This is a genomic window from Vibrio renipiscarius, assembly GCF_000827885.1.
Lineage (GTDB): Bacteria > Pseudomonadota > Gammaproteobacteria > Enterobacterales > Vibrionaceae > Vibrio > Vibrio renipiscarius.
In genome coordinates this window covers 67,309-80,183 of the sequence record NZ_JTKH01000011.1, presented here as the reverse complement: position 1 = coordinate 80,183, position 12,875 = coordinate 67,309, and the positions used below count along the sequence as shown (strand labels likewise).

Annotated in this window: 9 protein-coding genes and 1 rRNA gene; 3 read left to right on the top strand and 7 right to left on the bottom strand. The window is 46.1% G+C overall.

Annotation, left to right across the window (positions count from 1 at the left end):
- Positions 1 to 186: 186 nt before the first annotated feature.
- From OJ16_RS09215 to OJ16_RS09200, 4 genes are all read right to left on the bottom strand, one after another.
- A 16S ribosomal RNA gene (locus OJ16_RS09215) occupies positions 187 to 1,733 on the bottom strand.
- A gap of 528 nt (positions 1,734 to 2,261) precedes the next feature.
- Positions 2,262 to 2,789, bottom strand: coding sequence for a menaquinone-dependent protoporphyrinogen IX dehydrogenase (gene hemG, locus OJ16_RS09210; protein WP_040989688.1), 528 nt, complete (start codon positions 2,787 to 2,789; stop codon positions 2,262 to 2,264).
- A 9-nt stretch (positions 2,790 to 2,798) separates the two neighbouring features.
- A complete protein-coding gene (locus OJ16_RS09205) occupies positions 2,799 to 4,256 on the bottom strand; it encodes a TrkH family potassium uptake protein (RefSeq protein WP_040989686.1) in 1,458 nt (485 codons plus the stop codon).
- 38 nt (positions 4,257 to 4,294) lie between these two features.
- On the bottom strand, positions 4,295 to 4,918 hold the full coding sequence (locus OJ16_RS09200) for a YigZ family protein (RefSeq protein ID WP_040989685.1): 624 nt from the start codon (positions 4,916 to 4,918) through the stop codon (positions 4,295 to 4,297).
- Positions 4,919 to 5,116: 198 nt separating this feature from the next.
- On the opposite strand from OJ16_RS09200, the gene fadB reads away from it, so the two are divergent.
- The gene (gene fadB / locus OJ16_RS09195) at positions 5,117 to 7,288 is read left to right on the top strand and encodes a fatty acid oxidation complex subunit alpha FadB (RefSeq protein WP_040989683.1); all 2,172 of its coding nucleotides are present in this window, start codon (positions 5,117 to 5,119) and stop codon (positions 7,286 to 7,288) included.
- Positions 7,289 to 7,300: 12 nt separating this feature from the next.
- Positions 7,301 to 8,476: an acetyl-CoA C-acyltransferase FadA gene (gene fadA, locus OJ16_RS09190; protein WP_040989682.1), complete on the top strand. Its 1,176-nt coding sequence runs from the start codon at positions 7,301 to 7,303 to the stop codon at positions 8,474 to 8,476.
- A 60-nt stretch (positions 8,477 to 8,536) separates the two neighbouring features.
- On the opposite strand, the gene punR is transcribed toward fadA, so the two are convergent.
- Positions 8,537 to 9,442: a DNA-binding transcriptional activator PunR gene (gene punR, locus OJ16_RS09185; protein ID WP_040989680.1), complete on the bottom strand. Its 906-nt coding sequence runs from the start codon at positions 9,440 to 9,442 to the stop codon at positions 8,537 to 8,539.
- 188 nt (positions 9,443 to 9,630) lie between these two features.
- Here punR and punC point away from each other — a divergent pair, with 188 nt between their 5' ends.
- The gene (punC, locus tag OJ16_RS09180; RefSeq protein ID WP_040989678.1) at positions 9,631 to 10,836 is read left to right on the top strand and encodes a purine nucleoside transporter PunC; all 1,206 of its coding nucleotides are present in this window, start codon (positions 9,631 to 9,633) and stop codon (positions 10,834 to 10,836) included.
- A gap of 89 nt (positions 10,837 to 10,925) precedes the next feature.
- Here the strand turns inward: punC and glmU are convergent, their stop codons facing one another.
- Complete coding sequence (gene glmU, locus OJ16_RS09175) at positions 10,926 to 12,284, bottom strand: bifunctional UDP-N-acetylglucosamine diphosphorylase/glucosamine-1-phosphate N-acetyltransferase GlmU (protein ID WP_040989676.1); 1,359 nt, start codon at positions 12,282 to 12,284, stop codon at positions 10,926 to 10,928.
- A 153-nt stretch (positions 12,285 to 12,437) separates the two neighbouring features.
- The gene (locus OJ16_RS09170; protein WP_040989675.1) at positions 12,438 to 12,860 is read right to left on the bottom strand and encodes a F0F1 ATP synthase subunit epsilon; all 423 of its coding nucleotides are present in this window, start codon (positions 12,858 to 12,860) and stop codon (positions 12,438 to 12,440) included.
- Positions 12,861 to 12,875: the final 15 nt, after the last annotated feature.

Sequence of the window (12,875 nt, the reverse complement as noted above, 5' to 3'; positions counted from 1 at the left end):
ATTGCCAAGAACACTTGAATGTGTTTTTTGGTGTTTACCATAAAGGTAAACATTGAGAACTTTTTTTGATAACAACAATGTTGTTATCAGTCAGCTTTCCAAATTGTTAAAGAGCATAATAGCTCGAGGTCTAAAACCTCAAAAACCATCAATCTGTGTGGACACTCATCGTGAGTAATCATCGTATAAGGAGGTGATCCAGCGCCAGGTTCCCCTAGCGCTACCTTGTTACGACTTCACCCCAGTCATGAACCACAAAGTGGTGAGCGTCCTCCTCGAAAGGTTAAACTACCCACTTCTTTTGCAGCCCACTCCCATGGTGTGACGGGCGGTGTGTACAAGGCCCGGGAACGTATTCACCGTGACATTCTGATTCACGATTACTAGCGATTCCGACTTCATGGAGTCGAGTTGCAGACTCCAATCCGGACTACGACGCACTTTTTGGGATTCGCTCACCATCGCTGGTTGGCAGCCCTCTGTATGCGCCATTGTAGCACGTGTGTAGCCCTACTCGTAAGGGCCATGATGACTTGACGTCGTCCCCACCTTCCTCCGGTTTATCACCGGCAGTCTCCCTGGAGTTCCCGACATTACTCGCTGGCAAACAAGGATAAGGGTTGCGCTCGTTGCGGGACTTAACCCAACATTTCACAACACGAGCTGACGACAGCCATGCAGCACCTGTCTTAGAGTTCCCGAAGGCACACCTGCGTCTCCGCTGGCTTCTCTAGATGTCAAGAGTAGGTAAGGTTCTTCGCGTTGCATCGAATTAAACCACATGCTCCACCGCTTGTGCGGGCCCCCGTCAATTCATTTGAGTTTTAATCTTGCGACCGTACTCCCCAGGCGGTCTACTTAACGCGTTAGCTCCGAAAGCCACGGCTCAAGGCCACAACCTCCAAGTAGACATCGTTTACGGCGTGGACTACCAGGGTATCTAATCCTGTTTGCTCCCCACGCTTTCGCATCTGAGTGTCAGTGTCTGTCCAGGGGGCCGCCTTCGCCACCGGTATTCCTTCAGATCTCTACGCATTTCACCGCTACACCTGAAATTCTACCCCCCTCTACAGCACTCTAGTCCGCCAGTTTCAAATGCAATTCCGAGGTTGAGCCCCGGGCTTTCACATCTGACTTAACGAACCACCTGCATGCGCTTTACGCCCAGTAATTCCGATTAACGCTCGCACCCTCCGTATTACCGCGGCTGCTGGCACGGAGTTAGCCGGTGCTTCTTCTGTCGCTAACGTCAAACACCTACGCTATTAACGCAAATGCCTTCCTCACGACTGAAAGTACTTTACAACCCGAAGGCCTTCTTCATACACGCGGCATGGCTGCATCAGGCTTGCGCCCATTGTGCAATATTCCCCACTGCTGCCTCCCGTAGGAGTCTGGACCGTGTCTCAGTTCCAGTGTGGCTGATCATCCTCTCAGACCAGCTAGGGATCGTCGCCTTGGTGAGCCATTACCTCACCAACTAGCTAATCCCACCTGGGCTAATCTTAACGCGAGAGGCCCGAAGGTCCCCCTCTTTGGCCCGTAGGCATCATGCGGTATTAGCTATCGTTTCCAATAGTTATCCCCCACGTTAAGGCATATTCCCAGGCATTACTCACCCGTCCGCCGCTCGTCAGCAAAGAAAGCAAGCTTTCTTCCTGTTACCGCTCGACTTGCATGTGTTAGGCCTGCCGCCAGCGTTCAATCTGAGCCATGATCAAACTCTTCAATTTAAGATTTTGTCGGCTCAATGAATACTGACTTCAAAACTGTTCTTACCCGAAAGTAAGAAGTAATTTTAAAGCTATTACCATTCCAACAGAATGGTAATGAATTGACTGTGCCAAATAACTACAAGTAGCTATTTGTATTGGTCACTCAGTTCATTGAACCCAATGGTGCTTCCGAAGAAACAGTCATTGCCTAAGCAATAACTTATTGGATTATCATCAACGAGTGCCCACACAGATTGATAGGTTTATATTTTTAAAGAGCATCGCTTGGGGTCTTCTCTCAAGCGGACGGTCATTTTAGCGATTTGAAGTTTAGTGTCAACCACTTTTTTCAAACTTCTTTCAAGCAACTTGCTTGGCTAAATAACCTTACTAACTCGGCTCTTGTTTCTTTCGAAGCCTTGCCGTGTCAGTGAGTGCGCATTATAGGGGCTGAGATCTTATTGGCAACCCCTTTTTTTAGTTTTTTTATCTTTTTGAACTGTTCGACTAAAAATCGAGCTATAAGTGTCAAAAATAGCAGTTTCTTTAAATGGTTTTAAATCTATCGGCAAACAACGCTACTTTCTTCCAGTTTGTGTACTCGATTTCTTTGCTGGTATCCGTTTCGCCATTGGTCATTTTCATGATCAATTTAATCATGTTTCTATCAAACCAATTATAACGAGGGTAATAGAGCGCTCCTGCAAATACCCCAATCAATTTTGGCTGCCAAACGGATAGCTTTAGAAACTTCTTTATATAGACGCTTCCCTCTGGCGTATCTTTACCTTGGTCTTCTTTACGTGCCGTCAAGTTGACACAGAAAAATGCAACCTTGTGGTCATCGAGCTGTTGCTGATGACGCTCAATGAATCGATATAGCTTCTTATTTAAATGTCCGTAGCGTATAGAGGCACCAATCAATACGCGATCATAAAGAGAGAGATCGATTGTATCCACATTATGGAGATCGATTAACTCACATTGATAGTCGTCCAATTGCTCCTCTATATAGTGGAGAATTTTGATTGTTTGTCCTTCGCGAGAAGAATAAAGAAAAAGTGCTTTTTTCACGAAAAGTCCTTAGCTGCGCCAAAAGGTAGGAGTGAGTAGTATTAGTAGGGTAAAGATCTCTAGCCGACCGAACAACATAGATACAACCAAAACCCATTTCGCTTTGTCATTAATATCACCAAAATGCAGGGATACCTCACCCAAACCTGGGCCAAGGTTATTCAGCGTTGCCGCAACCGCTGAAAAAGCACTGAGCTCATCCATTCCCGTTGCAATAAGCGCCAACATACAAACCACAAACACCAATGTATAAGCAGAGAAGAATCCCCACACGGCATCAACGACTCTTTGTGGTAAAGCGCTTCCCCCAACTTTAATGGTGTAGACTGCTCTTGGGTGAACCAAGCGTTTCAGCTCACGCGCGCCCTGTAGAGTAAGTAATAAAATACGTATCACTTTCATACCACCACCCGTTGACCCTGCGCACCCCCCTATAAAAGAAGAAAACAGTAATAAAACGGGTAAGAATAGCGGCCAATCCGCAAAACCTGTTGTGGTGAAGCCAGCGGTAGTGGAAATAGAAACGGTTTGGAACAATGCCTGATCAAACACTTCATAGATTGAATCGGCGGCAAGATGATTCAAAAGCATCAGGAAGCAAACTAAGAACAGTAATACTTGAATAAAGACGAATGCGCGAAATTCAGGGTCTTTCCAATAGTACTTAGGATGCACACCACCAGAAGCAAATGCCGCAAAGTGAAGGGAATAATTACAAGCTGAGATTAATAGGAACACCACGGTAATCATATTAATGGCATAGCTATCGAAATAGCCCATGCTCGCATCATGAGTAGAAAACCCACCGATCGCGATCGTGGAAAAACTATGCCCTATGGCATCAAATGGTGTCATACCCGCCAGCCAAAAAGCCACCGCACAAGCGATCGTGAGACTTAAATAGATGTACCATAATGCTTTAGCTGTTTCAGCAATGCGGGGAGTCATTTTGCTGTCTTTTACTGGCCCTGGAATTTCAGCGCGATACAACTGCATACCACCGATGCCGAGTACCGGTAAAATCGCAACCGCGAGCACAATGATCCCCATACCACCAAACCACTGCAGAAATTGGCGATAAAACAGAATCGCTTTAGGTAAGTGGTCAAGACCGACAATCACCGTCGCCCCTGTCGTTGTCAGTGCCGAAAATGATTCAAAAAAGGCGTCTGTCACTGAAACGTTAGGGTTGTCGGAAAGTAAAAATGGTAATGAGCCTGCGCTGCCGATTACGGTCCAAAATAGCACCACAATCAAGAAGCCATCTCGCGCTTTCAATTCATGTTTATGCCTTCGGTTAGGAAACCAAGAGATAAAACCAAAAAATAACAGCACAAAAAAAGTGGTCACGAAGGGAACACCTGCGCCATCTCGGTAAATAAGGGCGACCAAGGCAGGAGCAAGCATAGAGACACTGAAGAGGGCGAGCAGTAGCCCTACGATACGGATAATAGATCGAAATTGCATTGATTATTGACGAGTGAAGCTAGGCTTCTGACTTCCTGTTATTTCCCATTAATTGGGGTTATTAGTGCTTTAGCGCCACTTTTATTGATTATCGCTTGGCTAAACTCATCTAGCTGGCGTACTTCAACTTCAAGAGTAAGCATAACTTCATCGCTGTATTGTGCCTCAACTTCTTGCACACCGAACTGACTAAACAGCGATTGTGCGACCGGCATAAAACCATAGTCTAACTGGAGCGTAACGAATGTGGTGATTTTTTTCTCTATTGTTTGAAGCTGCTTGAGAGCCTGTTGTACACCACCACCGTACGCCTTAACCAATCCGCCCGTACCAAGACGAATGCCACCATAATATCGAGTCACGACGGCTGAAATTTCACCCACACCCGATCCCGACAACTGAGCCAAGATTGGTTTCCCCGCGGTACCCGAAGGTTCACCATCATCACTAAATCCCCATTGCATTGAGTCATCAGGACGCCCAGCAACAAAACCCCAGCAATTGTGACGTGCATCCATATGCTTTGCTTTGATTTGTTCAACGAAGGCTTTCGCGGTTTCTATACTTGGAGTGTGGGCTAGATAAGTGATGAAATGACTTTTCTTAATCTCTTCTTCAAAGACAACCGCCTGTGCAGGTATTAAGTAAGGCTTAGTGTTCATAATTTGCCGGAATATCAAACAAGAGCAGCAGTCTATCACGTGCCTTTAACAATAGAAGAGAAGGAATACACAAATCACAATGTTAATAATTTGTTTAATTTCGTATTGAATTGCAACCATCTCCGGTCCACACTAAATAAACTGGTCCTACCAGACTAATTTAAATCCAATCGTAGATTGTATGTCACGGAGATAGACATGATTTACCAAGCCAATACCCTACATGTAAAGGAAGTGCAATCTGGTATCGTCGAGATTTGCTTTCACTCACCCAACTCGGTGAATAAACTCGATCTTGCGACCTTAGAATCCTTGGATGCTGCACTGGATGTGATCAAGCAAACCTCTGGTATCGATGGATTGCTTCTAACCTCCAGTAAAGAATCATTTATCGTCGGTGCAGACATCACCGAATTTCTAGGCTTGTTTGCCAAACCACAACATGAGCTCGACCAGTGGCTACAATTTGCCAATCAAATATTTAATAAATTGGAAGATTTGCCTTTTCCAACACTAGCTGCCATCAAAGGCCATGCTCTTGGCGGCGGATGTGAGTGTGTACTCGCTACCGATATCCGTATAGGAGATCACACCACCAGCATTGGTTTACCAGAAACCAAGTTGGGTATCATGCCCGGTTTTGGGGGATGTGTACGCTTACCGCGAGTCATTGGTGCTGATAGTGCGATGGAAATTATCACTCAAGGCAAAGCATGTCGTGCAAATGAAGCGCTTAAGATTGGTTTACTCGATGCGATTGTGGATACCGACACTCTCAACAGCTCAGCACTGGCGACGCTCAAACAAGCGATCAATGAAAAGATTGATTGGCAATCCCGCCGTAAACAAAAAACCTCTGCGCTGACTTTAAGTAAGCTCGAAGCAATGATGAGTTTTACGACGGCAAAAGGTCTCGTCGCGCAAAAAGCAGGCCCTCACTATCCAGCACCGATGACGGCAGTAAAAGCGATAGAAGAAGGAGCTCGCTTTAGTCGTAACGAAGCGCAGGATATTGAACGTCAGCACTTTATTCAATTAGCTCAATCCGCAGAAGCCAAATCACTCGTTGGGCTTTTTCTCAATGACCAATATATTAAAGGCCTAGCAAAAACATCCGCGAAAGCCGCGAATACAACAACACTCCGTGCCGCCGTAATAGGGGCTGGAATTATGGGGGGAGGTATTGCTTATCAATCGGCATTAAAAGGTGTACCCGTATTGATGAAAGATATTGCTCAACCTTCCCTTGATCTTGGCATGAACGAAGCGTCAAAGCTGCTCAATAAACGTCTATCTCGTGGCCGTATCGATGGGTTTAAAATGGCGGGTATTCTTGCATCAATCACACCCAGCCTTCATTACGCGGGCATCAATGAATCTGATGTTGTTGTTGAGGCCGTAGTAGAAAATCCAAAGGTTAAGGCCGCTGTACTTAGCGAGATCGAACAGAACGTGGATAAAGAGACAGTAATCACATCCAATACCTCAACCATACCAATCAATCTATTAGCAAAGTCACTACAACGACCGGAAAACTTCTGTGGTATGCACTTCTTCAACCCCGTCCATCGCATGCCTTTAGTTGAAGTTATTCGCGGCGAACACACTTCCGATGAAACCATTCATCGCGTTGTTGCCTACGCGGCAAAAATGGGGAAATCACCGATAGTTGTTAATGACTGTCCCGGTTTTTTCGTTAATCGAGTGCTGTTCCCCTACTTTGCGGGCTTTAGTCTCCTTCTACGTGACGGGGCAGACTTTACACACATCGATAAAGTCATGGAACGTCAATTTGGCTGGCCAATGGGGCCCGCTTATTTACTCGACGTCGTGGGTATAGATACGGCTCATCATGCACAAGCCGTTATGGCGCAGGGTTTTCCGGAACGCATGGCAAAGCAAGAACGAGATGTGATTGATGCCTTATTTGAGGCTGGGAAGTTTGGCCAAAAAAATGGTCATGGTTTCTACCACTACAGTATTGACCGGAAAGGTAAACCGAAAAAAAGCTTTGATGATGCTGTTCTGCCGTTGATCCAAAGCGTCAGTAAAGAGTCAAAAGCATTTGATGATCAAACGATCATCGAACGTGCGATGATCCCCATGATCAATGAAGTCGTTTTATGTTTAGAGCAAAACATTATCGCATCCCCTCAAGAAGCGGATATGGCTCTGGTATATGGACTTGGCTTCCCCCCATTTAGAGGCGGTATTTTCCGTTATCTAGACAGCATCGGCATTGACCAATTTGTTGAACAAGCAAAACAATACCAACACCTTGGCGCGATATATCAAACACCGCAGTTATTGTTGGATATGGCAAAAAGCGGCGAGCAATTTTATAGCGACCAACAACAAGGTTCGATTTAAGGAGGATTCGAAATGACTATAGAGACAAAGAACGTCGTCGTTGTTGATTGCTTACGCACACCAATGGGTCGCTCAAAAGGGGGCGCTTATCGGCATGTACGTGCTGAAGATCTCTCCGCTCATTTAATGCGAGGGTTACTTAATCGCAATCCCGCGGTCGACCCACACCAAATCGAAGATATTTACTGGGGGTGTGTTCAACAAACGTTGGAGCAAGGATTTAACATCGCGCGTAATGCTGCTTTACTCGCTGACTTACCGATAGAGATTGGGGCTGTCACCGTCAATCGTTTATGTGGTTCATCAATGCAAGCCCTCCACGACGCCACCCGAGCGATCATGACCGGTGATGCCGATATCTGTTTAGTTGGTGGGGTTGAACATATGGGCCACATTCCTATGAATCATGGCGTCGACTTTCACCCAGGCATGTCAAAAACCGTGGCCAAAGCCGCTGGAATGATGGGACTCACAGCGGAAATGCTAGGCAAATTGCATGGTATTAGCCGCGAGCAGCAAGACGAATTTGCCGCCCGATCTCATACAAGAGCGCATGCCGCCACCATGGAAGGACGCTTTAACAACGAAATATTGCCAACTGAAGGGCACGCTCAAGATGGCAGTTTAATATTGCTTGAGCATGATGAAGTCATTCGTCCTGAAACCACCGTCGAAAGCCTCGCTCAATTACGCCCCGTCTTCGAGCCGGTTAACGGCACCGTCACGGCAGGGACATCATCCGCATTATCTGATGGCGCATCAGCCATGCTCATCATGAGCGAAGACAAAGCGAACGAATTAGGCTTACCGATTCGGGCTCGGATAAAATCGATGGCTATCGCTGGCTGTGACCCTTCTATCATGGGATACGGCCCCGTACCTGCAACACAAAAAGCCCTAAAACGGGCGGGGTTAACCATTGACGATATGGATGTGGTCGAACTAAATGAAGCGTTTGCCGCCCAAGCGTTGCCTGTGGCAAAAGATCTTGGTTTACTCGACGTGATGGATCAGAAGATCAATTTAAATGGCGGGGCAATTGCATTGGGTCATCCACTCGGTTGCTCTGGAACGCGGATCTCGACCACCTTGATCAATTTGATGGAAGCCAATAACGCAAAATACGGTCTCGCGACAATGTGTATTGGCTTAGGCCAAGGTATTGCGACGGTTTTTGAGCGCACTTAACTTATTATTACGAGGCTTATTATTGCGAGAAACGAACAACGCCCAATCGTGGGCGTTGTTCTAATTCGATTGTAGCCAGTCTAGGTAAAGTTTCTCACTTGAGCCTAAATAATCCACCATCCATGCAATCATGCGGTGGTTATCATCTTTGCGCCACACCATACAGCATTGACTCAACGGATTTTGCTCAGGTAATACTCTCTCGACCAACATCCCCTCTTTAATCAAAGGTTGAGCAATATGACGAGGCATAAATCCAACCCCCACACCGTTTCTTAAGCACTCTATCGCACTATGCCAGTTCGGCAGTAATAAACGTCGTTGCTGAGCGTAATGCACATTATGCCGCTTCGGTAATACGGTGGAAGTGTCATCGAGGCAAATAGAAGGAAACTGGCTCACGAATGATTCTTCTAAATTCGCTGCCGTCGCACAAGGATGCGTAGGGGAAACAACAAAAGCCCACTCAAGCTTTCCCATATCACGCACTTCAAAATCCCCTCCGACAGGTACCGCTGAAGTTGCACCAATCACGATGTCAGCTCGGCCTTGGGAAATCGCCTCCCAAGAACCGTTATACACTTCCATGTTGATCTGCAATTCAGCGTGTTGAAAGGTTTGATAAAAGTCCTCAATCAACGGTTTCATCTTATCCAACTTCACCACGTTATCGAGTGTTAAACGCAGTGTTTTTTGCCAGCCGTGTGCTGCTCGACGTGTCTGTGTCGTGATCTCTTCCATCTGCCTTAGCATGCTGCGAGCCTCTATCAGGAACAACTCACCCGCAGGGGTCAACTCCACTTTCCGCGGCAAACGACGAAACAAAACGACATCAAGATCTCGCTCGATTTGACGAACGCCATAACTGATCGCTGAAGGCACTTTGTGTAGAGCTTCAGCCGCAGCAGTAAAACTACCTAAGCGAGCAACCGTATCGAGCATTTCTAATGACGATTTTGCAAACATCTATCTAATCCGCACACAGGAACAGTCCAACCTATAGCCTAGCCCGTGGCCATCTAGCTTTCAAATTTTTTGATTGATAACCGCAAATTTTAACGTTTCTAATTCAAGCTAATGAAAAATAGAATAGCAACCCTAATTAATACGACGCTAGCAAAGTCGTTTATCAATCAATTTTTTTGAAGATGAATATGAAAGTATCCAAACTGCAACTTTTCTACCTTGCCGCACTGTCCATGTTGGGCTTTGTCGCAACGGATATGTACCTTCCAGCATTTAAAGCAATGGAAGTCGACTTTGCGACCGGTCCAGAGCAAATTGCTCTATCGTTAACAATCTTCTTAGTCGGTATGGCAAGTGGCCAATTACTGTGGGGATTAGCCTCCGATAAATACGGTCACCGCAATACGCTATTTGCCGGCATGATCGTCTTTACTTTGGCTTCACTTGGCCTAGCGTTCAGTGAGCAAGTTTGGCAACTATTGAGCTTACGCTTCATTCAAGCCATTGGGGTTTGTGCTCCTGCCGTTATTTGGCAAGCAATGGTCATTAAGCGTTATGACGCAAGCACTAGCCAGCAAGTCTTCGCCACCATTATGCCGTTGGTTGCGCTGTCTCCAGCCTTGGCACCGCAACTGGGTGTGTTATTGGCAGACAATTTTGGTTGGCACTCTATCTTCGTCTGCCTAACTTTGATTGGTGTATTACTGGCGGCAACGACTCTGATGCAGCCAAAAGAACAAGTTGAGGTAAAGCAAACCTCAATTAAAGGGGATATCAAAGCACTGCTTAGCTCGAAAACCTATTTGGGCAATGTCATGATGTTTGCAACCGCATCTGCAGCGTTCTTTGCCTACCTAACCGGTATGCCTGAAATCATGGCAAAACTAGGCTATGAAGCCAAAGACATTGGCCTGAGCTTTATTCCACAAACGATCGCCTTTATGGTTGGTGGTTACTTCGGTAAACGTGCCGTGGCAAAATACGGCGATGAGAAAGTTCTTCGTCAATTAATTGCTTTGTTTAGTGTTTCAGCCATTATGATTTTTGTTGCTTCACAATGGCAACTCAGCTCGATCTGGCCAATCCTAGCGCCCTTCTGTTTAATCGCAGTGGCAAACGGTGCGATGTACCCAATCGTTGTAAACCGCGCATTAGGCAGCGCTAAGCAAAGCCCTGCCACTGCGGCGGGCCTACAAAACAGCTTACAAATCTGTGTGAGTAGCTTTGCAAGTGCGCTTGTTGCATCGATGGCAAGCCAAGCACAAATGGTAACTGGCATTGCAATTGTGATTTGCATGGTTGGTATGTGGATCGGATACGTTGTGTCTAATCGTGAACTTGGCGAGCATTTCACTACACCAGACAACTCTCGCGTTGTCAGTGACGAGAAGTAATCCAACGTCACCATTAAAACAGCATGAACAAAAAAGCCGCTCATTGAGCGGCTTTTTATATTGAATCGTTAACACACAAACATCGGTGCTTATTTTTTCACAGGACGTTGCCAGCCTGTAATTTTGCGTTCTTTCGCGCGAGTGATGACTAACTCACCCTCTGCAACATCTTTCGATAATGTCGTACCTGCGCCAATAGTCGCACCATTTGCAACCGTTACTGGTGCAATCAACTGACTGTCGGAACCAACAAAAACATCATCACCAATAATGGTCTTAAACTTGTTTACACCATCGTAGTTACAAGTAATCACACCGGCACCAACATTCACGCGTTGACCAATTTCAGCATCACCTAGGTAGGTTAAATGGTTCGCTTTTGAACCTTCACCCAGACAAGTATTCTTAACTTCAACGAAGTTACCAACATGAGCATTTTTACGCAGCTCAGCGCCAGGACGAAGACGGGTAAATGGACCAACGGTACACTCTTCACCAATCGTCGCACCTTCAATCACGCTGTATGGACGAACAATGGTATTGTCATCGATTTCACAATCTTTCAATACACAACCGGCACCGATAACCACGTTATCACCAATCGATACTGAACCTTCAATAATCACGTTCACATCGATTTCGACATCCATACCACACTGCAGTTGACCACGTAGATCAAAACGAGCCGGATCACGCAGCATTACGCCTTGCTCAAGTAATTTTTGAGCTTGGATTGATTGGTAAGCACGCTCTAAACGAGCAAGTTGAGCACGGTCGTTCACCCCTTCCACTTCAATTGGGCTAACAGGATGAACCGCTTCTACCGCGCGACCTTCGTCATGCGCTGCTGCAATCACATCCGTTAAGTAGTACTCACCTTGGGCATTTTGGTTATTTAGACCCGATAGCCAACGTTTCAGATCACCACCGGTTGCCACCATGACACCCGTGTTGATCTCTTTAATCAATTTCTGCTCATCAGTCGCATCTTTTTGCTCAACGATCGCCACAACAGGACCGTTCTTACGCACAATACGACCATAACCCATTGGGTTATCAAGTACGACCGTCAGCAACGCAATACCACCGGTAGGTTGTGCATCAAGTAAGTTTTCGATGGTTTCAGTAGAAATCAGCGGCACATCACCATAGAGAACAAGGATTTTTTCATCATCCGCAAATTCAGACGAAGCCTGATCTACCGCATGACCCGTACCCAGTTGCTCAGATTGCAGCACCCAATTAACCGATTCATCACTCAAAGTCGCTTGCATTTGATCGCCACCGTGACCATAGACAAGATGGATATTCTGCGCCCCAAGACCCACACAAGTGTCAATCACATGTTTTGCCATTGGCTTACCAGCCAACGTATGCAATACCTTAGGCATTTGGGAATACATGCGAGTACCTTTACCCGCAGCGAGAATGACAGCGCTGAATTTCATGATTAAACCTGTAGACGTTGATTTGTAATTATTCGTTATTGTAAACCGCTCACTGACAATAGTTAATGCCGCCATTAAATATTTGCCAGCAGATAAACAAAAAGGCGGTCATCTGACCGCCTTTATTATTTATCAAACACCTTCAATCCAAGATTAACGGCGTTTTTTCGTCAGCTCGATCACTCGTAGCTGAGCAATGGCTTTAGCCAGTTCACTGGCCGCTTGCGCGAAGTTCATATCGCCATGCTGATTTTGAATATTCTCTTCAGCACGACGTTTTGCTTCTTCAGCCTTTGCTGCGTCTAGTTCATCACCACGGATAGCAGTATCGGCCAATACAGTTGCTGTACTAGGCTGTACTTCTATCATACCACCAGAAACATAAATAATTTCTTCGTGGCCGTTTTGCATCACAATACGCACCATACCAGGCTTGATAGCGGTCAGCAGCGGTGTATGACCATGGAAAATACCAAGTTCACCTTCGCTACCGGTCACCTGAAACGTTTCAACTAGGCCAGAGAAAAGTTTTTTCTCTGCACTAACAACGTCTAGGTGAAATGGGATTGCTGCCATATCGCCTCCTAGTAA

Bases quoted from the DNA above. Each gene is read 5' to 3' on its own strand.
- OJ16_RS09205 (WP_040989686.1), bottom strand. From the start codon at position 4,256: ATGCAATTTCGATCTATTATCCGTATCGTAGGGCTACTGCTCGCCCTC.
- OJ16_RS09200 (WP_040989685.1), bottom strand. From the start codon at position 4,918: ATGAACACTAAGCCTTACTTAATACCTGCACAGGCGGTTGTCTTTGAA.
- fadB (WP_040989683.1), top strand. From the start codon at position 5,117: ATGATTTACCAAGCCAATACCCTACATGTAAAGGAAGTGCAATCTGGT.
- fadA (WP_040989682.1), top strand. From the start codon at position 7,301: ATGACTATAGAGACAAAGAACGTCGTCGTTGTTGATTGCTTACGCACA.
- punR (WP_040989680.1), bottom strand. From the start codon at position 9,442: ATGTTTGCAAAATCGTCATTAGAAATGCTCGATACGGTTGCTCGCTTA.
- punC (WP_040989678.1), top strand. From the start codon at position 9,631: ATGAAAGTATCCAAACTGCAACTTTTCTACCTTGCCGCACTGTCCATG.
- glmU (WP_040989676.1), bottom strand. From the start codon at position 12,284: ATGAAATTCAGCGCTGTCATTCTCGCTGCGGGTAAAGGTACTCGCATG.
- OJ16_RS09170 (WP_040989675.1), bottom strand. From the start codon at position 12,860: ATGGCAGCAATCCCATTTCACCTAGACGTTGTTAGTGCAGAGAAAAAA.